This is a genomic window from Lysinibacillus sp. fls2-241-R2A-57 (assembly GCF_030209535.1).
Lineage (GTDB): Bacteria > Bacillota > Bacilli > Bacillales_A > Planococcaceae > Lysinibacillus.
This window is the reverse complement of record NZ_JARVRU010000169.1, coordinates 1-22088: the sequence shown is the minus strand read 5'-3', so window position 1 is coordinate 22088 and position 22088 is coordinate 1. Positions and strand designations below refer to the sequence as shown.

The window sequence follows — 22088 nt, the reverse complement described above, 5'->3', positions numbered from 1 at the left end:
TAGAACCCGTCAAGTGACGGATAGAACCCGTCAAGTGACGGATAGAACCCGTCAAGTGACGGATAGAACCCGTCAATCGACGGAAAGACTCCCGCAAACGACGGACAAAACACGTCAAGTGACGGATAAAATCCCGCAAACGACGGAAAGCCCCCTCAAACTGACGGATAGCCCCGCACCACTTTTAAAATTTCAATAAAACAACATTACCTGCAGGGTCCTCTGTTTGGAATCCTCCATCTATAGTAGTAACCGGTGCACCGATTGCACGGAGATTTTCTTTCATTGTTGCTGCTTGCTCTTCATTGTCTAGGCGGAGTGAAAATGATTTTAAGCCGACCTGATTTTCACCAAGCTTTGGTGCGTTCTCAGAGTACCAAGTGTTTAAACCGATATGATGGTGATAGCGGCCAGTTGAGATAAATAAAGCTTGTGCTCCATAGCGAGTGACAATCTCAAATCCTAATCCCTTTGTATAAAATTCCTCTGCGGCAGCTAAATTAGAAACTGATAAATGAATATGCCCCATAACCGTATCAGTAGGTAGACCACTCCATCTACCATCACCTTCCTCTAATATAGAATGAATTTTAAGAGGTTCAGTAACCATATGCACTTGATCGAATTGCCATGTCCATTCACTTTCGGGGCGATCAGCATAAACCTCGATGCCGTTTTTATCAGGGTCACTTAAATATAGTGCTTCACTCACATCATGGTCAGATGCTCCGAAATATACGCCATTATTATGGAAATGAGTAATGATATTGGCTAAATCCTGACGAGTAGGCAACAAAATTGCAAAATGATAAAGTCCAGTTGTTAAGCTTGTTTTTTCTTCTACTGTTTCGGGTTGGACGATTGTCAGTAAAGCCATTTTGCCATCAGCTGTTAGAGTTGCTTTATGAGATTCCTGATGTAAAACGTTAAAGCCAATTACCTCCTGATAATAGGTTAATGAACGTTGTAAATCACTCACTTTAATTTCAACATTTGTAACATATGTGTTAGGTTTTTCATGAAAATGCATAGAAATTACCTCCAAATATAAGTTGTATTTAATTATTAAGTTACTTTATGTAAGTAAGTTTATTTTATAAAGTGCTGAAAGTCAAGTAATTGACGTGGTTCTTCTAAAAAATAAGAAAATTAAAAGGGGAAAGGAAAGCGCCCAGTCGGAATGGAAATCACCCCCCTCGTTTTGCCGAAGAGCCAATAATATGACTTCATTGATACAATTGCTTTCAACAACAAAAAAATCACTAAGCATCTATGTATGCTTAGTGATTTTCTTGAGGTATTATTTCTCTGATCTGTAGTCGCCTTCGTAACCAGCAGTGAAAATAGCAGTTAAGAACGCAACAGTTACACCAATAATTAATAGTAAACTCATGGAAGAACCCTCCTCATGTTTATAAAGAAACCTCTTTTTAGTATAGCCTATCTACTATAAAAATGAAACGACATAGTGGAATAAAATATGTCAGAAATGGTTCGGAAATAACTATTTCGGGAAAGCTATAAAAGAGGTGATGATAATGGAAAAAAAGGTCCCGAATATCGAAAATGGTACAATGGCTAGAAATTTTCAAGATTTAAAGGATTTAGGAAAACAAATGGAGCATTTGCGTGATGGTCAAGAGCTTGTAGAAGACGATCGAATTCCAGACCCTATTCAAGTGGATGATTATGAAGAGAAAGCAGAAGAACAATAAGAAATCGCCCTGGAAATTTTCCTTATATTTCTTAAAACCAATTTTTTGTATAATGGAACTAGGAAAAGAAAGGGGTTGTTAGTTTTGAATTTACAATCAACAAAAACGTTAGCAAATGGAGTGGAAATGCCTCGCTTTGGCTTAGGTGTTTATAAAATGACAGAGCGTGATGAAACTTTGCAGGCTATTGATAAAGCTCTTAAATATGGCTACCGAGCTATAGATACGGCTTCTCTTTATGGTAATGAAACTGAGGTCGGCGAAGCTATTCGTCATTCAGGCGTTAAACGTGAAGATATTTTTGTAACGACAAAGGTTTGGAATAATGACCAAGGCTATGATGAAACATTACGTGCTTTTGAAGTATCATTGAAAAAGTTAAATATGGATTATTTAGATTTATATTTAACCCATTGGGCAGTACCTGAAACATTTGAAGAAACGTATAGAGCAATTGAGCGTTTATATGATGAAAAATTAATTCGTGCAACAGGTGTTTCGAATCACCATGAGCATCATTTGCAAAAGTTATTAGCCAAAGCAAATATTGCGCCTATGGTTAATCAAGTAGAGGTGCATCCATATTTACAGCAAGACTCATTAAGAGCATTTTGTAGTGAGCATGGAATTGCTGTCACTGCATGGTCTCCACTAGGTCGTGGTGGTGTACTCGACAATCCAGCGATTATGGAAATTGGCCGCGAAATAGGGAAGACAGCTGCACAAGTAGTGCTTCGCTGGCATTTACAAAATGATACACTTGTTATTCCGAAATCTGTTACACCTAGTCGTATTGAGGAAAACGCACAGATTTTCGATTTTGAATTAACATTAGCTCAAATGGATAAAATAGCTACATTAAATCGTAATGAACGATTTGGGCAGGACCCAGATCATTTTAAATTTAATTTCTAATAGAAATCCCGCTCTCTAACTAGAGAAGCGGGATTTTTAAGTGATTATTTAGATTCTTTTACATAAGGAATGTAGTTAGAAAGCATTTTTGCCATATGTGCACGTGTAGCGTTGTTACCAGGCATAAATTTGCCGTTTGCGCCGCTAACAATCTTTAAGTCTTTCATAAGTGCGATAGCATTTTGTGTTTCAGCGTCGTATTTAGAAATATCACTGAAATCAGCTTTTAAACCAGTTTTTGCATCATGCTGTAGGTCGTATGCACGAGCAAACATTAATGAAAGCTGAGCACGAGTTACTTTTGCATCCGGATTGAATTTACCATTTACACCTTGTACAATTCCAGCTTCAGCAAGTGCTGTAATTTCTTTTTGTGTTGCAGGATTTAAGTTAGCAATATCCGAGAATGTTGCTTGACCTTTAGCTTCAAGATGTAAGGCACGTGAGATAAATGATGCTGCTTGAGCACGAGTTAAGTTTGCGTTTGGTGAATATGTTGTTGCAGAAGTACCTTTTGTTAAATCACGGTAATAAAGATCACGAACATAGCCTTCTGTTTCTGAGCCTTTTGCAATATCTGTAAATGGAATTGTTGCAATAATACGTCCTTCTACTTTTGGATCAACTTTTTTCAGTGTATCTAAGTGTTGGATAAACATTTCGAAGTCAATCGTACCAGGTTCACTTACACGACCGTCAGCATAAGCTTTTTTCAGTGTTTCGTAACCGTCTCCACCTTTAGCAGTGAATGTATTTGTTGCAGCTTTATAGTATGCAGCTTTATCTAGCTCTTTACCATTTAATTTAATAGATTTTACACGTTTACCAGCTGGTGCTTTACCATCAAACTCTACTTGTAAACCTGAGAAGTGTAGGAATCCACCAGATTCTTTAGGGAATTCTTTCACACTATGTTCTACAATTTCGTAGATTTCAGCACCTGTTAATTTTACGATAGCAAGAGCATTACCGAATGGCATTACTGTCATGACTTCACCAACAGTGATATCTCCTGCATCAATACTTGAGCGGATACCACCACCGTTTTGGAATGCAAATTGTACTTCTGGATCAATTTTCTTTGCACCAGCAAGCATACCATCAGCAATTAAGTTACCAAGATTTGTTTCACCAGCGCGAACGCCCCAAAGATTACGACCGCCATTTAGTTTAGAAACAGCTGTATTGCCTGTTGATTGATTTAAGATTTTTGTAATTTGTTCTTTATATGGTGCTAAAAGTGCTGTAGCCTCAGCGTCAGGTTGTACAGGCTTTTCTTTATCAGTTAAAGGATGTAATTGACCGATGTAGTCAACAACTGCACCATTATCGTTGAAAGTTAAATCAAGTTCACCTAAATTCTCGCTATATTGACCTGTTTGAACGATAATTGTAGGATCCTTGAATGGCGTTTCTGCTTTTACAGGCTTTTCTAATTTTGTATGTGTGTGACCACCAACGATAACATCAATACCTTCTACAGCTGCAGCTAGTAATTGATCGTTATCGAAATCTTTTGAATCATCGAAGCCTAAATGATTTAGTGCAATAATTTTATTAACACCTTGTTTTTCAAAATCTGCTACTGCTTTTTTCGCAGAATCGATATAGTTTGCAAATTGAACGTTAGCAACGCTTGAAATCGAAGGTGTTTCTTCTGTTGTAAGCCCGAAAATACCTACTTTTTCTCCATCAATTTCTTTAATAATACCGTTATAAATTTTACCTTTTTGGAAGTCTTTAGTGACTGTTTTGAATTGTAAGCCATCAAATAAAGGATCCTTTGAAAAATCTAAGTTTGCACCTACTAGTGGGAATTCTGCTCCTTTAACGAATTTCGCAAGTGCAGCATGTCCTTCTGGGCTTGATCCTAAATCGAACTCATGGTTACCGAAAGTCATTGCATCGTAACCCATTAAGTTCATTAACTTCATATCAGTTTCTCCAGTAAACTCATTGAAGTATAAAGTACCAGAGAAAACATCACCAGCATCCAAAAGAAGTGAGTTTGGATTTGCAGCACGAAGTTCTTTTACTTTTGTAGCACGCTGTGGAGCAGCTTCAACGTGTGCATGCGTGTCATTTGAGTGTAGAACTGTTAATTTGAAATCGTCTTTCGTAGTTGTTGGTTTTGGTGCTGTCTCCGCTGCATATGCGGCAAAACCGGGTGTAGCTAGTAAACTCGCAGCTAGAGTTGTTGCTGCAATACTTTTAACCCATTTCATTAATGAATTCCTCCTCATATAGTCAGATGACTGACAATTTAGTTTAATTCTATCATGAAAGAAATTCGCCGTCATTACCAATAATGGAAATGTATATTAAAATTACTGTAAAAAACAGATGAAAAAAATGCCGAATAATATATTTATACTTTTTTAGAATTTTAAGTAAATATACTTAAACTAAAGTCATAAAAAAACTGCACCCCCAATTGTTAGCTAATGTCCAACAATGGGAAGTGCAGTGCGATAATTACTGTTGATCCTTTACAACGATTTGTTTATTTAAAAATGGATGCTCGAATTCCAATTGAATAGCATGGAGCTCATAGTCACCACTTGCTGTTTCTCGTGCTCCGTACATTGTATCACCGATAATCGGATGACCGATATGTGCTAAATGTACACGAATTTGATGTGTTCTACCCGTTTCTAGAATTAGGTGAACAACACAAGAATTTTTATAGCGAGCTACAACCTCATAGTGTGTTACTGCATGCTGTCCAGTTTTTGAAACAACACGTCTTGTTGCGTGGTGTCGGTCTTTTCCGATAGATTCGGCGATTGTGCCTGATGAAGAACGGATATTTCCTTGTACTTCTGCTGCGTAAGTTCGAATGATGGATTTTTCCTCAATCATGCGATCAAAAATTGACTTAGCCAGTGGATGCTTTGCTACAAGTAACAACCCTTGTGTCCCTCTATCTAATCGATGGACATGCTCTGCATAAGTGCCACCCTGCTCTTTAATATGTGCCATAACATGATTCATACAAGTATGGGTATCACGTGCATCATTTGGATGAGTTGACATACCTTTTGGTTTAGAAACGATCAAGCAATGATCATCCTCATAGACGACATCTATAGCACAAACCGGAGTCGGTTGATAATTAGATGGCGGAATCGGAAATGTAAATTTTATAATAGTTCCTGCCTGTAATGGGTCTTTCCATTGAATAGGCTCTCCGTCAACTGTTGTGATAGCCTTCGCCATTCGCAATTCATGAACTAGCTTTTTACCGAGTCGCCAATGATTGCGTAATAGCTCCTCGACTGTCAAATTATTAGTGTTTATTTCATAATGAAACATATATCTTCCTCCGTAGAAAAGACCGTATTCCTAGTGTAGAACACGGTCTCTTAATTAATTTGCTGTTTTAGCAGCCTTCATTAAATAGAAGCTTGTCCCTGCAATTAAAATAAATGCAGTTAGCGCTAAAAATGGGATTGTAATAAAGCCTAACCAGTTAATATATTGTCCTGTACATGAAACAGCACCACAAGCAGGGGCAGTTTCAGCTAAAAAACTAAGCTTTTGTATTCCATAATGGTATAGTGATACACTGCCACCCATAATAGCAAAAACAGCAGTTGTTACAGCAATACGTGCATTTTTTTGAATAAAGGCAATAGTTGTCATAATGACGATTGGATACATGAAAACTCGTTGGACCCAACACATTTTACAAGGCTCATAATGACGAATTTCAGAAAAGTATAAGGAGCCTAGTGTTGCAACGACAGAGACAATCCAAATAAATAGTAAGCCATTTTCCTCTTTTTTAGACATATAAATTCTCCCCTTATTATAACCATGTACTTGTTCGATTATAGTTGTTCTAGTTTTAGAAGTAAATTATCTTAACAAGATAAACCAAATACTTTTCAAATGAATTTCAGTCTAAAGTATGAATGGCTAAGGCAGACGTTCCAGACTTTGAAATGTTATCATTAAAATTAGTAATGCCAAAGATGAGGTGTTTTTGTGAGGGAAAATGAGCATTCGAATATTAGTATCTTAAAAGAGATTGCCGAGTTATTAAATGAAGAAACTGAAATAGTAACGATGTTAAAGGGAGCACTTGTGAAATTTTTAAATGGCACAAATTTTGAAACAGGCTGGATTTTTTTTATTGATGAAAAAGGGCGGTCAGAGCTCGTTGTTCATGAAAATTTACCAGAGGCATTGGAGTTTAATAATTGCCATTATTTAAAAAAGGGAGGCTGTTGGTGTGTTTCCCGCTATCGTAATGAGGAATTAAAAAAAGCTTCTAATATTATTGAATGTCAACGAATTGAAAGTGCAATTGCAGCAAATGTTGGCGATCATGCAGGCATTACACACCATGCAACAGTGCCACTTCAATCGGGACAAGAGCGTTTTGGGGTCTTAAATGTTGCATCAAAGGATACCGTTCGTTTTTCAGAGGAGGAGCTAGCATTACTTGAATCGGTTGCATTTCAGATGGGGTCAGCTATTAAGCGAATTGTGCTGACAAAGCAGGAGCAAGAAATGGCACTTGTAAAGGAGCGTAACCGTCTAGCTAGAGATTTACATGATTCTGTAAACCAGTTATTGTTCTCAGTTACTTTAACTGCGAGAGCTGGTATTGAAATGTCGAATGATTGTGATGTTAAGGAAACATTTAAAGAGATTCAGCATTTAACACAGGATGCTTTAACAGAAATGCGCGCTCTTATTTGGCAACTTCGTCCAAAAGGGTTAGAAAATGGTTTGCTTGAAGCGATAAAAGTGTATGCTGAAATGCTTGGCTTGAAGCTTCATGTAACAGTCTCAGGTGTACTGCAATTCCCATCACGTATCGAAGAAACATTATTTCGGGTAGCTCAAGAAGCACTTAATAATGTTCGTCGTCATGCGGGTGTGCTGGAAGCGGCACTTTATATTACGGTCACTTCTACAGATATTTTACTCGTTATTCGCGATGAGGGACGAGGCTTCGTCATCGATAACAACAATAAGCTACTTTCAATGGGCTTGCAATCAATAAAGGATCGTGCAAAATCAGTTGGTGGCAAAGCTGACTGGGTGAGTGAACTGGGAAGAGGAACAGAGCTGTTAATCCGCTTACCATATTAAGGGGGAAAAAGAATGATACGTGTATTAATCGCTGACGACCATCATGTTGTGCGTCGTGGATTATTATTTTTCTTAAAAACACAGAAAGATATTGAAGTTGTAGGAGAAGCGAAAAACGGACTGGAGGCAGTGGCTTTAGCAGAAAGTATACAGCCAGATATTATACTCATGGACTTAGTAATGCCTGAAATGGACGGTATTCAGGCAACGAAGCGTATTAAAGCTAAGTTTCCGAAAATAGAAATTTTGATGCTTACAAGCTTTTCAGACCGTGATCATGTGGTGCCAGCTATGGAGGCTGGAGCAGCAGGCTATCAGTTGAAAGATATTGAGCCTGATGAATTGGTATTGTCTATTCGTCGTATTATGCGAGGCGAAAATACATTACATCCAGAAGCAACAACGACTCTTGAAATGGACCGTCAAGAATCTAAAAATGCACCTCATATTTTAAACCCACTAACACCTCGTGAACAAGATGTGCTAGCAGAGCTCACAAAAGGCAAAAGTAATCGAGAAATTGCGTCCTCTTTATTCGTTACAGAAAAAACAGTGAAAACCCATATTTCTAATATTTTCACGAAGCTACAAGTACAGGACCGTACTCAGGCGGCTCTTTATGCTGTGAAGCACGGGCTGACAGAGGGCAGTGGTGTATAAAAGTTAATGAATAAATATAAAAAATAAGTAAACGGCGAGTTCCTACAAAGTGTAGCGGCCCGTCGTTTTTTGTGGATGACATGAGACCCTGCAACGAAGCGCCCAGTCAGAGTGGAAATCAACTACACGGTGTTGAGCCTTACTATTACATAAAACGCAAAAAGTACTTAAAATAGATAGAGAATTAGTAATTAAAAAGTACAGGCATGTTGATTAGGGAAAAAATAGGTTTATTATTGAGCGATAAAAGGATTTTTTACCACTATTTTGCTAATATATTTCCATTTCAACTAATTGGAGCGTAGGGCTACTCGACGCCTGCAGGAAGCCTTGCTCTGCGTGAAAGCGAACCGTCAGCGACAAATGTTTTATCTGTGCGAAAGCGAAGCGGCAGCGACAAAGCGAGTAGGGGAAATCAGCCTCTTCGTATGTGTAAAAATGGTTAATCACCACATCTGTAAAAAGTAATAAACATGGCTCATCACCAAAAGTTGTGGATGACATTTCTTAAAACGTATGCCATATAGGTTGATCTTCGTTCCGACTGGGCGACTCCTTGGGGATCAGCGTCACAGATGAGACCCTGGAGCGAGCAACGCGAGTGAAGCGGCTCATCGGACGCCCCCAGGAAGCTTTGCTCTGTGCGAAAGCGAAGCGTCAGCAACAAAGCGCCCAGTCGGAACGGAAATCAACCACACGTTTTGGTGAAGAGCCATAAACATAGAAAAATAAAGGAAGGAGTACAAAAATGAAATTAGAGCGTCTTTTAACGATGACGATGATTTTAATAAATCGTAAAAAGGTGACGGCCCAGGAGCTAGCCGATTTATTTAATGTGTCAGTCCGTACTATTTACCGAGATATCGAAACGCTGAGCTGTGCTGGGGTTCCTGTCATTAGTCAACAGGGTGTTAATGGAGGGATTAGTTTAATTGATGGCTATCGTGTCGATAAGCAGGTGTTGACGAAGGATGAGCTTACGTCACTTTCTATTGCTATCAAAAGTGCACTAACAACATATGAAGATTCACATGCCGAAGCAGTGCTTGAAAAATTAACGAGTGTTGCTGATGAGAAAATAAAACAATCGATTGACCAACTATTTATTGACCTAAGCCCATGGGGACCAAATGTTATTTTTAAGGATCAGATTACATTATTAAAAAAAGCAATTGAACAGGCACATTGTGTAAGTTTCACCTATTCCACTACACATGGTCACATAACAAATCGATTATTGGAGCCGCACACGTTAGTCCAAAAAGGGAAGGTTTGGTATGTTTACGGCTATTGCACATGGAGAGAAGATTTTCGCTTATTTAAAATTTCGAGGATGAAGAATTTAAAAGAAGAGATGACGACCTTCCAGCGTAAAGAAGTTAACTTGTCCGAACTCCCATGGGATAAAGAATGGCATCGCCCTCAAAATGTAGTAAACCTTACGTTGTCTTTTGATTCCGCAATAACAACATTAGTAGAAGAATCATTTGGCGCTGAGCATGTAGATCATGAGAGTTCCACTATAAAAATTTCATTGCCTGAGGATGAATGGCTATATGGCTTTCTTCTTAGTTTTGGCCACCGAGTAAAAGTATTAGAGCCACCTCATATAAGTGAGGTTGTGCAAAAACGAGCACAGGAAATTGTGCAATTATATAAAAAAAATTAATTTCCATACAATTGATGACATACAGATGTCAGGTTTCCTTTGTTATAGTCAAAACAAATAGAACGAAGGGTGGATTTAATGATGCAAAGTTATTGTCAAAGCTGTGGAATGCCATTAGTGGATGAGTCATTACTTGGTACAGAAAAAGAAGGACACAAAAGTCAGGATTATTGCACATATTGTTATGAATTAGGAGAGTTCAAGCAGCCAAATCTGACAGTGGAAGAAATGATCGAAATTTGTGTACCACATTTAAAGGAAGATGGAATGGGAGAGGAAGAAGCACGTCAAATGTTGTCTTCTTTTTTACCAAACTTAAAGCGATGGAGAAAGTATGACATAAAAGAACCAGTTGTCATGAATAAAGAATCATTTCAAATCATAGGAATCTCAGCGCGAACAAGTAATGCGAATGAAATAACTTCTCAAGCAAAAATCCCACAATTATGGACGAATTTTTATCAGCAAAATGTTGTAGGACAAATACCTAATCCAGTAAATCAAGTAACTTACGGTCTGTATTCTGACTATGAAACGGATGTTAATGGAGAGTATTCAATTACACTTGGAATGGAAGTAGTAGCCTGCTGATGAAGTTCCAGAGGGTATGGTCGTAAAAACAGTGCCAGCTGCCAAATATTTAGTATTTACTTCTGAAAAAGGTCCATTTGAAGAAGTTGTCGTGAAAGCATGGCAGAATGTCTGGGCTTGGTTTGCAAACTCAGAGGTAGAACGAACATACACTGGTGACTTCGAACTGTACGATGAACGATGCTCCAACCCACAAGAAGCTCAGGTCGATATCTATATTGCGATTAAATAATAAAACAAGTCTCTTACCAATCATTTGGTAGGAGACTTGTTGTCATTTGCTGGAGGAATTACTTCAATATGTGGTTCTATATGCACAAGAACCTGGCAAAATGGACATTCTCTCATTACAGTTTTTTCAATTTCTTCAGTGATACGGTGGCTTTCAAAAACATTTAAGTAAGGGTCAACTGTAACAGTTACGTCTATAAAGTACATATTGCCATGTGAGCGGCCTTTGAAATCCAAAAGCTCGATAACATCGTCAACATTACGGATTAATACAGATAATGTTTCGACTTCGTCAATATCAAAGGCATCTGTAAGACTTTGAACAGCTTCCCAAAAAATCTCTACAGCTGTTTTAATAATAATAAGTGCAACGAGCAGTGCTGTTAATGTATCGATAATAGGAAAACCGAAAATTGCTCCAAAAATCCCGATTGCTGTACCTATACTTACAAGGGCATCCGAACGATTATCATAGGCGGCCGCTTTAACAGCAGCGCTTTTTATTTTTTTGGATAATGCCAAATTATAGCGATAGACAATATACATCACTACTGCACTACCGATTGCCACATAGGCTGTTAAGAGTGATGGTTCTGTGCCAGTTGGCTCCCAGAGGCTTTTTATCGAATTAAAAAGTACCTGTAAGCCAACGACTAGCATAATAAACGATGCAACAAGTGACGCAACGGTTTCTGCACGCAAATGACCGTATTGATGATTAGAGTCAGGTGGTATTTGGGCAATTCGCAATCCGACGAGTACAGCAATGGAGGCGATAATATCAGTGGTATTATTCAATCCATCTGCTTTTAGTGCTTCCGATGTCCCAATATAGCCAATCGTTAGCTTTACTGAACTCAATATTAAATATGTACCGATTGATAACCAAGCACCTTTTTCCCCTTGACGTAAGTTTGTATAGAGCTCCAATTTGTTTCCTCCTTGCAAAACTTTCGGGCATTATAAAACGACTCCCTTCTCAGTGTAAGGGAGTCGTTTTTCGCGTATTATTAACTTTATTTCAATAGAAGCTCCCACCATTATAGGTTGTGAGCTAAACACCATTTTTATAGCCTGTATCATATAAGCATGATTTAATAGTAACACGGCAAATACGACAAGGCAAATTCACTTATTTTATCAGGAGTCCAAACATCCGCTGAAATAGAGGAACTCAGTCTAAGAACGTTACGTCCTCTGGCGGATTTTTAGTCTTCATCGTTTTCATTTGATAAATCACGTTCAGGTGATTTCAGAACTTCTAAGTATAGAATGTGGTGGGCATCTAATTCTTTTGCGATAAATTTATAACCTTGCTCTTCGATGCTGTCTCCTTCGACCGCATCAAAGCGTTTTGTCATGAACCAACCGCCAATTGTATCAATATCATCATCTTCTATGTCAGTACCTAGCATATCATTAACATTTTCTAGTAGCATCTTTGCATCTAAAATAAAATGATTTTCTGCAATTTCCTGAACCTCTGGGATTTCATCTTCATCGAATTCATCTTGAATGTCGCCGACAATTTCCTCGATAATATCTTCAATCGTAACTAGACCAGATGTTCCGCCATATTCATCCATTAAAATGGCCATATGAATACGTTCACGCTGTATTTTTAGTAGCAAATCATTAATTTGTGTCGTTTCCATAACGCGAATAATCGGCTGCATATAGTCAATCACTAGTTTATCGCCATTTGCTGGGTTTTTAATGTAAGCAGTTAATAAGTGCTTCATATTGACTAAGCCGATAATATGGTCCTTGTCACCATCGATAATTGGGTAACGAGTATATTGCTCAACACCCATTAGATCGAAAACTTCTTTAATCGTTAGTTCTTTTTCAATTCCGACGATTTCAGTACGTGGGACCATGATTTCTTTCGCAAGGCGATCAGAGAATTCAAAAATACTGTTAACATATTCATATTCTGCATTATTAATTTCTCCACCTTTTAAACTATCCGACAAAATCATACGCAACTCTTCTTCAGTGTGCGCTACTTCTGATTCTGACATCATTTTTAAGCCGAAAAGACCAGTTAAAGCACGTGCAGATCCGTTCAAAAGCTTAATGATTGGATAAGTAATGTTGTGGAATAAAATTAATGGGCCAGAAAGATTTAATGTGACAAATTCTGCTTTTTGGATGGCTAATGTTTTTGGCGCCAATTCCCCCATAACAACATGCATAAACGTTACAATTGAGAATGCAAGAATAAATGAAAGGACAGATGTAAAGCTATCACTCAAATTTAGAAATTCAAACACTGGATTCAAAATAATCTTAAATGTAGGCTCACCAAGCCAACCTAGAAATAAAGCAGTGATAGTAATACCTAACTGACATGCAGATAAGTATTCATCTAAATCTGAAACAACACGTTTTGCATTTTTTGCTTTTTTATTTCCTTCAGCAAGTAATTGGTCAATGCGTGTAGTCCTTACTTTAACGATTGCAAATTCAGTTGCAACGAAAAATCCTGTCATTATTATTAGTAGGGCGAATGCCGCCAACCTTATGGTTATTTCCAATATGTCTCCGTCCAAATAATTCCTTTGTTCCCGCCCGAATGAGGGAAGTAAACAAAGTGTACACCTCCTATGATTTAAAAAATTGTTGGATGAATCAATCATAAAATATTTAAAAGGAAAACACAAATATTGACAACAATTTTTTCGCTTGATTTTCAATCCGTAAATAGGGAAAAAAATAATATTTTCAAACACCAAATGATTGAAAATAAAAATCCGTTATGCTAACTTTAATGGAGCAAAGAAGATAGTTTGTTTAGAGAAGGAAGCATTTGCATCTCATATAAAACGACACGTCAAAAATCTCAAGAGAGCTTTACTTGCAGATTTTTTTAAATGAATTATTTTAATAGCAACAAGGAGCCATCTCATTTCGTATGAGGTGGCTCCTTCTGTTTAAATTATTAATTTTGTTGAAAACGTAATTTCAAGCACGCTTTTTCCACATCGTATAGCGTTTCTTTTAACGGTATTTCACCTGAGTAAAGTGAAATTGTAACAGGTGCTTTTTCTGTTATACCTTGCTGTGTAAAAATATAATTTTTGCCGCTATACGTTAAATACATATTCTTAACAGGTCTTTTACCTAGAGTACTTGCTGATGAATTGAAAAAGGCTTTTAACTGACTACAGTATTCATTGTAAAAATCACTTTTAAAGCCAGAAAGAACTTCAAATTTTTTACTATCAATAGTGTCAGCTTCATTTGCTAACTCGAAAATTTTAGCCGAAAATTCGGAAAAAACTTCTTTTACTTTTGCACGAATTAATGCTTTTGAATTATAACTGTTTAAGTCATCCGAAAGAGTGACTTTACTCATTGAAATTGCCCCCTGCATAAAAAAACATTTAATACTTAATAACATAAATGGTATAAGAATAATAAGGGAATTTCAATATACTTAAACAATTTTAAGATAATAGCAATGCAGAAAATAGTATAAAATAGGTGTATTTATACAGTGAGAGTGCAGGAAAATATTACTTTTATATTCATTCGGCAGAAGACTCTACAATTGAAGATTGTGAGAAGTCTAAACACCTACTGAATGAAAATATATCCTCCAGACGCATTTATTATCTATGCTAAAGCGAAGCGACAGCTACAATTACGCCAAGGTGAAATGATCATTCGTAAACATGGTACAACATTAGCTCATGAATCATTTTTTTTACATCCTCTTCGTTTGGAGGGATAGCTCCATTCCATTGTATAACGCCATCTTTTAAGTATTCTGCTGTATAACGTTCTCGTTGATAAAAGAATGAAATAGACCAACCTGGGAGCTGAGAATTTTCAAATAAAGGCTTAAAGCTGAAATGCTGAATCATAACCAAACCCCTTTTCTTATATGTGTAGTTTTATTATTCAAGTATAGTAGGAATTTTGCAACTAATCACTTTAGAGAACACGGCATGAGTAGAGATGTATATGTTTAGACATAATTAAGTAGAGATATTTCTTTCGTCGAAAATCATTGCTCTGCTATAATGAGTGCATTAGGCGACAAAATACGCCAAAAGTGAATACAATTGAAATGAGAGGATACTAATGGATAATTTTCTAGTGACATTAATATTTATGGCAGTCATTGGAGCTGCAATCGGTGGTATAACGAATCATCTAGCCATTAAAATGCTTTTCCGACCACATGAAGCTATATATATTAAAAATTGGCGAGTCCCTTTTACACCAGGTCTTATTCCAAAGCGACGTGACGAATTAGCGAAGCAACTTGGACTTACGGTTGTAAATTATTTATTAACACCTGAAACCTTTAGAAAGAAATTTTTCTCAAAGGATATTCAGGAAAAGGTTGAACAGTTTGTACAGACAAAGGTCGAAGAAACGATCTTTACAAATGATAAAACGATTCAGGATTGGCTAACATTAGCTGGATTTTCCAATATGTCAGCAACAATTGAACAAAAGGTTGAAGCAATTGTGGAGGGACAATTTGAATCAGTTAAGAATACACTATCAACGAAATCAATTCGTACACTACTATCAGCAGATATTCAAAATGCAATTGATGCAAAGATTCCAGTAGCGGTTGGTCATATTTTAGAAAAGGGTGAGGATTATTTTTTATCACCTGAAGGCGAAATGACGATTAAGGCGATGATTGATGACTTTTTATCGTCAAAAGGATCGCTTGGCGGAATGATTAATATGTTTTTAGGTGATTCTTCTTCGCTCGTGGCAAAGGTTCAGCGTGAGCTTGTGAAATTTTTGCAAGGACCAGGAACTTCAGCTTTATTAACGAAAATTTTTACACAGGAATGGGAGAAATTAAAAGAGCGCCCAGCGATGGATTTCTTACAGGATGTTCACTTTGAACCGATATTATCGAAATTGCAAACTTATGTAAAAGAACAATTAGCAGTTGAAGAGCGTTTGAATCATCCAATTTCACATTACTGGCCAGAAGGAAATTCATGGATGAAGGAAACAATAATTCCACAAGTTATCGAAAAAGCTTTTGTAAAAGCTGAAGAAAAACTAGAAGATGTTTTGAAACGCTTAAATCTACAAGAAGTAGTACGTGAGCAGGTTGATTCTTTCCCAGTATCGAAATTAGAAGAGCTTGTATTAGGTATTTCAAAACGTGAGTTTAAAATGATTACAGTACTTGGTGCAGTTCTTGGTGGATTGATTGGGATTGTGCAAGGGTTAATTGTTTACTTTATTTAAAAAGGAGAAATATGTTTATGATTAATATTTACAATGACATTAATACGTTAGAGGCTACTTTCCGTAAAACACCTGAATTTCAAGCTTTGAAAGAAGCGGTGGCAGTTGTTAAGGAAGATGAAGCGGCATTGAATCTATTCAAAAATTTCCGTAAGATTCAAATGGATTTACAACAAAAGCAATTAGCTGGCGAGGATTTACTGGAAGATGAGCTAATCTATGCGCAAAAAACAGCACAGCTAGCTCAACAAAATGAAAAAATTACTAAAATGATTGAATCAGAAATGCAGTTAAGTAAGCTAATTGAAGAGGTAAACCGCATTTTAGTAAAACCTATACAAGCATTGTATGAAGAATTTTAACAGCGTTTTTATAATAAAATTTTAGCGGCGGAACCGAGCATCCAAGCGGCGGAACCCCCGATTTTAGCGGCGCAAACCCAGGTTTTAGCGGCGCAAACCCAGGTTTTAGCGGCGCAAACCCAGGTTTTAGCGGCGGAATTGAGCGTCCAAGCGGCGGAAGTCCAGGTTAAGCGGCGGGACCGAACGCCCAAGCGGCGGAAGTCCAGGTTTTAGCGGCGGAACCGAGCATCCAAGCGGTGGAAGTCCAGGTTTTAGCGGCGCAATCGAGCTCTCAAGCGGCGGAAACCCAGGTTTTAGCGGCGGAACCGAACGCCCAAGCGGCGGAAACCCAGGTTTTAGCGGCGGAACCGAACGCCCAAGCGGCGGAAACCCAGATTTTAGCGGCGGAACCGAGCATCCAAGCGGCGGAAACCCAGGTTTTAGCGGCGGAACCGAACGCCCAAGCGGTGGAAACCCAGATTTTAGCGGCGGAACCGAACACCCAAGCGGCGAAAAACCAAATTCCCCCTGCGAAATAGCGCAAGTGAATACTTTATCAGCGAGCGATTCTGAGCAAATAGTTCTCTTAGGAATAAATATACTAATAGTTGCACATATAACAAGTAAGAAGAAAAACGTGTTTCCGCAAGCCGGAGCACGTTTTCACTTTATGCGCTCAATATTATTGGAGGTTATACTATGCATGTAATCATTGAATGGATTTATAAAACGCCAAAAGGTGCAGAAACAGTATTACGTTCAGAAGAAATGCCAGCAGCTAAAGCATTACTACTAGCAGAGGACATGGAGCGAACAGGGAGAGTAAAGTCACTACAGTGTATTGATCGACAGGATACAAGTTGGTCCCTAAAGGAATTAAAGGCATATTTAAAAGAAATTGACACGGAGCCACACAATATTACAGTCTATTTTGATGGCGGTTTTGATCTTGCAACAAAACAATCGGGGTTAGGCGTTGCTATTTATTATGAGCAAAATGGCAAGCCATATCGATTAAGACAAAATTCCTTTTCGTCAGTGCTTAAATCGAATAATGAGGCAGAATATGCTGCGCTTTATTTAGGATTAGTGGAGCTTGAACTATTGAACGTTCATCATTTGCCTGTTTGTTTCACTGGTGATTCCCAAGTAGTTATCAATCAATTGAGTGGGGAATGGCCAGCACTTGAAAAGGATTTATCTAGCTGGGCAGATAAAATTGATGCAAAGCTAGAGGAACTTAATATTCAACCGGAGTACATGCTCATATCACGTAAAGAAAATTCTGAAGCAGATCGCCTGGCAACTCAAGCCTTAAACGGGATAGATATCACAGGATTAAAGGAAATTGTAAAGGAGTAAGCATGGGCGACAGACAATCAAAATGAAACCACCAGTTCACACTTGTCCTGGTGGTTTTAACTTATTATTATGAATTCCTTTGATATGTAAATAAACACCATCATAAATTTACCTATTCCAATGAAACTTTTTCCATCCTAAAACTACTACTACTTTGAACCCAATAATAAGGAGAGATAATATGAACATGAAAAAATTCGCACCTGCAGCCATGACAGCGTTATTATTTGGAAGTGTAGTAGTACCAGTCGCATCTGCAAATGAAAAATCTACAGAGGCGGAGCAACAAAGTCCACAAATTCAAATTGATCCTGTTCACATTTTCAACAATACACGTGGAACAGTTGAGAAAGTCGATGCAGGTGAAAACATTACATATTTCACAGTAAAAGATGGCGATCAAACAAATATTTTAGAGATAACAAAAGATACACTTGTTTTCGATAACACAGGTAAAAAAGTCGAACTTAAAAAGGGCGATAAAGTCGTAGCTTATACATTTGCAAACAAGCCACAAAAATTAATTTATCCACCACAATTCGACCCTGATGTTGTCATTGTTGAAACGGAGGCAGCTGGCTTTGTTGAAGTTGATTACTTCTTTGAAAACTTAACAAACACTTATGATGTTTTAAAATTAAATATTGGTGAAAATACTGAGCTTTTAAATGAGAAGGGGGAGAAAGTTGAAGCTAAAGATTTAGTGGAGAAACACTTAGTTGTTTTCTATACAGTTTCAACAAGAAGTATCCCAGCTCAAACAACACCTTCAAAAGTAATTGTTCTCGATAACGAGTCTGAAAATTCATCAGAAAATACTGTTGAAGAGGAAATAGCAGCCATAATCGCAAAGGATTCTTATGAGGTAGATGGAACAAAGATGGTTCCGTTGCGTTTGATTGCGGAAAAACTCGGCTATACAGTAGAGTCAACGGGAAAAGGTGCAATAGTATCAAAAGGTAATGTATCTTACACACTTACTCGTGGAGAGAAAACGTTTGGTTTTAACAAAGCATTACGCCCACTTAATGCGGCACCCGCTTTGTTAGAAGCGAATAAAACATACGTACCAGTTGAATTTGTAGAGGAATATTTAAAATAATTTTTGAACTTGTCTCAACTTAAAATAGTATGCTAGAAGATTATTTCTGGCATACTATTTTTTCTTTATGTAAGATGAATAAAATCTAATATAAAACTGAATTTTCTGTCATTTAAAACTTACACTTGTAGCTTTGCTTAAAGTTATAAAAATTTGTTAAACTATTGATACTGTAATTTTGAGAGAAGAGAGCGAAGAAAATGAAAATTATTCACATAGATCAAAAATATCCTGAGGATTGGATTCGCGTATTAAATCATATAGCGAATTTATTTTTTGAGGATTCCAAACTAAAAGTAGAGTCTGAAGGAACAGATATGGCAGTGTCATTTGAATATAACGTTGGGGATGATTCTTCAATTTCTACAAAAGCTGTGCTTGAGGTAGACGGTAAACGTTATACGAATGATTACCGTATTCAATACGATACTGAGGCTGAAGGTCGTGAGCTAAATATTCGTATGAAGCGTGCTTTGTCACACGTATTTTTAGATGTGCTCGAGCAACATACGGGAATGCATCAGCAATGGGGAATTTTAACGGGTGTGCGTCCAACTAAGCTTTACCATAAATTCCGAAAGGCCGGGAAGAGTGAAGAAGAAATTGCTGAAATCCTTATTCGTGATTTCCGTCTGTCAGAGGAAAAAGTGGCGCTACTAAAAGAAATAGTTGATCGTCAGTTAGTGACGATTCCTGATATTGATGAAATCGGAAAAGAAATAAGTATCTATATCGGTATTCCTTTCTGCCCGACTAAATGTGCTTATTGCACTTTTCCAGCCTATGCGATTGGTAGCAACCGAAAGCAAGGGCGTGTCGCTACATTTTTAGATGGGCTGCATATTGAATTACGAGAAATGGGAAAATGGCTGAAGGATAATGACATGAAAATCACATCCATTTATTGGGGTGGTGGTACGCCGACATCTATAGAAGCTGATGAAATGGATGCGTTGTATCAAACGATGTATGAGTCGTTCCCTCATCCTGAAACAATTCGTGAAGTGACAGTTGAAGCGGGCAGACCTGATACGATTACGCCTGAAAAACTGGAAGTATTAAAAAAATGGGGCATTGACCGAATAAGTGTTAATCCGCAATCTTATACTGATGAAACGCTTAAAGCAATTGGTCGTCATCATACGGTACAGGAAACGATTGATAAGTTTTGGCTAGCACGTGAATCTGGTATGAATAATATAAATATGGATTTAATTATTGGCTTACCGAATGAAGGGATTGAGGAGTTCCAGCATTCTTTAGAGGAATCTGCAAAAATGCAGCCAGAATCGCTAACGGTACACACATTGTCATTTAAGCGTGCATCAGAAATGACACGTAACAAGGATAAATACAAGGTAGCCGACCGCGATACTGTTGCTCAAATGATGCATATGGCACAAGTATGGACGAAGGAAAATGATTATGTACCGTACTATTTATATCGTCAAAAAAATATTTTAGGTAATTTAGAAAACGTCGGCTACAGTAAAGCTGGCGAAGAAAGCATCTATAATATTGTCATAATGGAAGAAGTGCAGACAATTTTAGGGATTGGCTGTGGAGCCTCCTCTAAATTTGTTCATCCCGAAACAGGGAAAATTACGCAGTTCCATAATCCAAAGGACCCTGCTGCCTACATCATGACGTTTGAAGAGGCAATCGGAAAAAAACTCGAGTTTTTAGATGAATTATATAAGGCATAAAAGTGATGGCAATCTGAGGTGGTGTTCAGATTGCCTTCTTTTATTCCGATAAATCAGGATAATGTTCCGATAAAATTGGAAAACATTCCGATAAATCTACACAATGTTCCGATAAAATAAAAAAACATTCCGATAAAACCTCAGGGATGTTAATAGTCTGAATTATAGATGAGTGGAGGTATAAAATGAAAGTCATTATTAGTCCAGATTCCTATAAGGGAACTTTGTCGGCCATCGAGGTGGCTAATGCAATGCGGGCGGGCATCAAGGATGTTGATCAATCGGTTGAAACAGTCATTCTACCAGTTGCAGACGGTGGAGAAGGTACACTCGAATCACTTGTTGCCTCAACAGATGGTCAATTTATATCTGAATATGTGCTTGATCCATTAGGAAGAGAGATTAAAGCGAGGTATGGTGTGCTTGGCGATAATGAAACATGTGTTATAGAAATGGCTCAGGCATCCGGTATTATGCTATTACAGGACAGTGAAAAAAATCCTGAGCTGGCATCAACGTATGGGACTGGTCAGTTAATCAAGACTGCTCTTGATAAAGGGTTTAGAAAATTTATTATCGGAATTGGTGGTAGTGCTACAAATGATGCTGGTATTGGCATGTTAAAAGCACTAGGACTGCAATTGAAAAAAGAAGACAGAACATTAATTGCTGATAGCGTATCGGCATTATTAGATTTAGCAGCAATTGATGTTAGTCAGTTCGATGCTCGATTGAATGAAGCGCAATTTGTTATTGCCTGTGATGTTGATAATCCATTAATTGGAGAGCAAGGGGCAACAGCTATTTTCGGGCCTCAAAAAGGTGTGAAGGAGCATCAAATTGCTTATTTTGATAGTTGTTTAAAACAATTTGCCGATATTGTTGAAAAGCAATTTGACATTCGACTGCACGACTACAAAGGGGCAGGTGCTGCAGGTGGAATGGGCGCTGCATTACTAGCTTTTTTAAATGGCAGTTTTCATGCAGGGATTGATATTGTAATCGAAGCCGTGCAGCTAAAAAGGCATTTAGAAGGTGCCGGGTTTATTATTACAGGTGAAGGCAAATCAGATCGTCAAACATTACACGGGAAGGCGCCATTAGGGATAGCGAAGGCGGCAAAATTAGCGAATGTACACACCTTCTTATTATCTGGGGTTATAGATGAAAATGATAAACCTGAATTACTCAAGTATTTTACTGTTGTTGAATCATTAGTAGATGAAAATATTAGTGTTCAGCAGGCAATGCAAGAACCTTATTATTTTATTCGCATGAAAACTAAGAAAATGTTTGAGAATTATATACAAAATGGGCCCAAGGATGACATTTGTTAACGTAGCTACTTAATATAAGATGATCTTCGTTCCGACTGGGGGACTCCTTGGGGATCAGCCGATATAGAGGAACGAAGGCTAAAAGCATCACATCCTGTGATAACGCCTTCGTGACCAA

General features: G+C 37.7%; 23 protein-coding genes. 15 read left to right on the top strand and 8 right to left on the bottom strand.

All coding sequences use genetic code 11. From position 1 onward, the window contains the following. Positions 1-184: 184 nt before the first annotated feature. Complete coding sequence (locus QRN68_RS22130; protein WP_285399246.1) at positions 185-1030, bottom strand: VOC family protein; 846 nt, start codon at positions 1028-1030, stop codon at positions 185-187. Between the two features lie 508 nt (positions 1031-1538). Here QRN68_RS22130 and QRN68_RS22125 point away from each other — a divergent pair. Further along, positions 1539-1715 (top strand): hypothetical protein, encoded by a 177-nt coding sequence (locus tag QRN68_RS22125; protein ID WP_285399244.1) that lies wholly within the window; start codon positions 1539-1541, stop codon positions 1713-1715. A gap of 84 nt (positions 1716-1799) precedes the next feature. Then, on the top strand, positions 1800-2630 hold the full coding sequence (locus QRN68_RS22120) for an aldo/keto reductase (RefSeq protein WP_285399242.1): 831 nt from the start codon (positions 1800-1802) through the stop codon (positions 2628-2630). A 44-nt stretch (positions 2631-2674) separates the two neighbouring features. Here QRN68_RS22120 and QRN68_RS22115 read toward each other — a convergent pair whose 3' ends face one another. The 3 genes from QRN68_RS22115 to QRN68_RS22105 all read right to left on the bottom strand — a co-directional run bounded on the left by QRN68_RS22115 (position 2675) and on the right by QRN68_RS22105 (position 6425). Next, complete coding sequence (locus tag QRN68_RS22115; RefSeq protein ID WP_285399240.1) at positions 2675-4855, bottom strand: 5'-nucleotidase C-terminal domain-containing protein; 2181 nt, start codon at positions 4853-4855, stop codon at positions 2675-2677. 250 nt (positions 4856-5105) lie between these two features. Continuing rightward, positions 5106-5945, bottom strand: a complete 840-nt coding sequence (locus QRN68_RS22110) for an RluA family pseudouridine synthase (RefSeq protein WP_285399239.1) — start codon at positions 5943-5945, stop codon at positions 5106-5108. A 54-nt stretch (positions 5946-5999) separates the two neighbouring features. After that, the gene (locus tag QRN68_RS22105) at positions 6000-6425 is read right to left on the bottom strand and encodes a disulfide oxidoreductase (RefSeq protein ID WP_285399238.1); all 426 of its coding nucleotides are present in this window, start codon (positions 6423-6425) and stop codon (positions 6000-6002) included. A 195-nt stretch (positions 6426-6620) separates the two neighbouring features. Between QRN68_RS22105 and QRN68_RS22100 the strand changes: the two genes are divergently transcribed. The 6 genes from QRN68_RS22100 to QRN68_RS22075 all read left to right on the top strand — a co-directional run bounded on the left by QRN68_RS22100 (position 6621) and on the right by QRN68_RS22075 (position 10888). Further along, positions 6621-7736 carry a GAF domain-containing sensor histidine kinase gene (locus tag QRN68_RS22100; protein ID WP_285399237.1) on the top strand — a complete coding sequence of 372 codons (1116 nt, stop codon included), beginning with the start codon at positions 6621-6623 and terminating at the stop codon, positions 7734-7736. Between the two features lie 12 nt (positions 7737-7748). Then, entirely contained in the window at positions 7749-8396 is a 648-nt protein-coding gene (locus QRN68_RS22095) for a response regulator (protein WP_285399236.1), read from the top strand. A gap of 556 nt (positions 8397-8952) precedes the next feature. Continuing rightward, positions 8953-9114, top strand: coding sequence for a hypothetical protein (locus QRN68_RS22090; protein ID WP_285399235.1), 162 nt, complete (start codon positions 8953-8955; stop codon positions 9112-9114). Positions 9115-9144: 30 nt separating this feature from the next. Then, complete coding sequence (locus QRN68_RS22085) at positions 9145-10065, top strand: helix-turn-helix transcriptional regulator (protein WP_285399234.1); 921 nt, start codon at positions 9145-9147, stop codon at positions 10063-10065. 81 nt (positions 10066-10146) lie between these two features. Next, the gene (locus QRN68_RS22080) at positions 10147-10656 is read left to right on the top strand and encodes a zinc ribbon domain-containing protein (RefSeq protein WP_285399233.1); all 510 of its coding nucleotides are present in this window, start codon (positions 10147-10149) and stop codon (positions 10654-10656) included. A 16-nt stretch (positions 10657-10672) separates the two neighbouring features. Further along, on the top strand, positions 10673-10888 hold the full coding sequence (locus QRN68_RS22075; RefSeq protein ID WP_285399231.1) for a GyrI-like domain-containing protein: 216 nt from the start codon (positions 10673-10675) through the stop codon (positions 10886-10888). A 20-nt stretch (positions 10889-10908) separates the two neighbouring features. Here the strand turns inward: QRN68_RS22075 and QRN68_RS22070 are convergent, their stop codons facing one another. The 4 genes from QRN68_RS22070 to QRN68_RS22055 form a co-directional block, all read right to left on the bottom strand. Continuing rightward, complete coding sequence (locus QRN68_RS22070) at positions 10909-11817, bottom strand: cation diffusion facilitator family transporter (protein WP_285399229.1); 909 nt, start codon at positions 11815-11817, stop codon at positions 10909-10911. A 278-nt stretch (positions 11818-12095) separates the two neighbouring features. Further along, positions 12096-13409, bottom strand: coding sequence for a hemolysin family protein (locus tag QRN68_RS22065; RefSeq protein WP_285399247.1), 1314 nt, complete (start codon positions 13407-13409; stop codon positions 12096-12098). Between the two features lie 422 nt (positions 13410-13831). Next, positions 13832-14248: a hypothetical protein gene (locus QRN68_RS22060; RefSeq protein ID WP_285399227.1), complete on the bottom strand. Its 417-nt coding sequence runs from the start codon at positions 14246-14248 to the stop codon at positions 13832-13834. A 307-nt stretch (positions 14249-14555) separates the two neighbouring features. Further along, on the bottom strand, positions 14556-14759 hold the full coding sequence (locus tag QRN68_RS22055) for a YheE family protein (protein WP_285399226.1): 204 nt from the start codon (positions 14757-14759) through the stop codon (positions 14556-14558). Positions 14760-14979: 220 nt separating this feature from the next. Here QRN68_RS22055 and QRN68_RS22050 point away from each other — a divergent pair, with 220 nt between their 5' ends. From QRN68_RS22050 to QRN68_RS22020, 7 genes are all read left to right on the top strand, one after another. Beyond that, on the top strand, positions 14980-16122 hold the full coding sequence (locus QRN68_RS22050) for a DUF445 domain-containing protein (RefSeq protein WP_285399225.1): 1143 nt from the start codon (positions 14980-14982) through the stop codon (positions 16120-16122). Positions 16123-16139: 17 nt separating this feature from the next. Further along, a complete protein-coding gene (locus QRN68_RS22045) occupies positions 16140-16484 on the top strand; it encodes a YlbF family regulator (RefSeq protein ID WP_285399223.1) in 345 nt (114 codons plus the stop codon). A gap of 236 nt (positions 16485-16720) precedes the next feature. Next, the gene (locus QRN68_RS22040; protein WP_285399221.1) at positions 16721-17002 is read left to right on the top strand and encodes a hypothetical protein; all 282 of its coding nucleotides are present in this window, start codon (positions 16721-16723) and stop codon (positions 17000-17002) included. A 160-nt stretch (positions 17003-17162) separates the two neighbouring features. Next, positions 17163-17825 (top strand): ribonuclease H family protein, encoded by a 663-nt coding sequence (locus tag QRN68_RS22035; protein WP_285399220.1) that lies wholly within the window; start codon positions 17163-17165, stop codon positions 17823-17825. A gap of 181 nt (positions 17826-18006) precedes the next feature. Continuing rightward, entirely contained in the window at positions 18007-18927 is a 921-nt protein-coding gene (locus tag QRN68_RS22030) for a copper amine oxidase N-terminal domain-containing protein (protein WP_285399219.1), read from the top strand. Between the two features lie 200 nt (positions 18928-19127). Then, positions 19128-20633 carry a coproporphyrinogen III oxidase gene (locus QRN68_RS22025; protein ID WP_285399218.1) on the top strand — a complete coding sequence of 502 codons (1506 nt, stop codon included), beginning with the start codon at positions 19128-19130 and terminating at the stop codon, positions 20631-20633. A gap of 185 nt (positions 20634-20818) precedes the next feature. Then, positions 20819-21970 carry a glycerate kinase gene (locus tag QRN68_RS22020; protein WP_285399217.1) on the top strand — a complete coding sequence of 384 codons (1152 nt, stop codon included), beginning with the start codon at positions 20819-20821 and terminating at the stop codon, positions 21968-21970. The last annotated feature ends 118 nt before the right edge of the window (positions 21971-22088 follow it).

Bases quoted from the DNA above. Each gene is read 5' to 3' on its own strand.
- QRN68_RS22045 (WP_285399223.1), top strand. From the start codon at position 16,140: ATGATTAATATTTACAATGACATTAATACGTTAGAGGCTACTTTCCGT.
- QRN68_RS22050 (WP_285399225.1), top strand. From the start codon at position 14,980: ATGGATAATTTTCTAGTGACATTAATATTTATGGCAGTCATTGGAGCT.
- QRN68_RS22130 (WP_285399246.1), bottom strand. From the start codon at position 1,030: ATGCATTTTCATGAAAAACCTAACACATATGTTACAAATGTTGAAATT.
- QRN68_RS22075 (WP_285399231.1), top strand. From the start codon at position 10,673: ATGGTCGTAAAAACAGTGCCAGCTGCCAAATATTTAGTATTTACTTCT.
- QRN68_RS22025 (WP_285399218.1), top strand. From the start codon at position 19,128: ATGAAAATTATTCACATAGATCAAAAATATCCTGAGGATTGGATTCGC.
- QRN68_RS22055 (WP_285399226.1), bottom strand. From the start codon at position 14,759: ATGATTCAGCATTTCAGCTTTAAGCCTTTATTTGAAAATTCTCAGCTC.
- QRN68_RS22095 (WP_285399236.1), top strand. From the start codon at position 7,749: ATGATACGTGTATTAATCGCTGACGACCATCATGTTGTGCGTCGTGGA.
- QRN68_RS22035 (WP_285399220.1), top strand. From the start codon at position 17,163: ATGCATGTAATCATTGAATGGATTTATAAAACGCCAAAAGGTGCAGAA.
- QRN68_RS22060 (WP_285399227.1), bottom strand. From the start codon at position 14,248: ATGAGTAAAGTCACTCTTTCGGATGACTTAAACAGTTATAATTCAAAA.
- QRN68_RS22115 (WP_285399240.1), bottom strand. From the start codon at position 4,855: ATGAAATGGGTTAAAAGTATTGCAGCAACAACTCTAGCTGCGAGTTTA.
- QRN68_RS22110 (WP_285399239.1), bottom strand. From the start codon at position 5,945: ATGTTTCATTATGAAATAAACACTAATAATTTGACAGTCGAGGAGCTA.
- QRN68_RS22125 (WP_285399244.1), top strand. From the start codon at position 1,539: ATGGAAAAAAAGGTCCCGAATATCGAAAATGGTACAATGGCTAGAAAT.
- QRN68_RS22080 (WP_285399233.1), top strand. From the start codon at position 10,147: ATGCAAAGTTATTGTCAAAGCTGTGGAATGCCATTAGTGGATGAGTCA.
- QRN68_RS22105 (WP_285399238.1), bottom strand. From the start codon at position 6,425: ATGTCTAAAAAAGAGGAAAATGGCTTACTATTTATTTGGATTGTCTCT.
- QRN68_RS22085 (WP_285399234.1), top strand. From the start codon at position 9,145: ATGAAATTAGAGCGTCTTTTAACGATGACGATGATTTTAATAAATCGT.
- QRN68_RS22020 (WP_285399217.1), top strand. From the start codon at position 20,819: ATGAAAGTCATTATTAGTCCAGATTCCTATAAGGGAACTTTGTCGGCC.
- QRN68_RS22030 (WP_285399219.1), top strand. From the start codon at position 18,007: ATGAACATGAAAAAATTCGCACCTGCAGCCATGACAGCGTTATTATTT.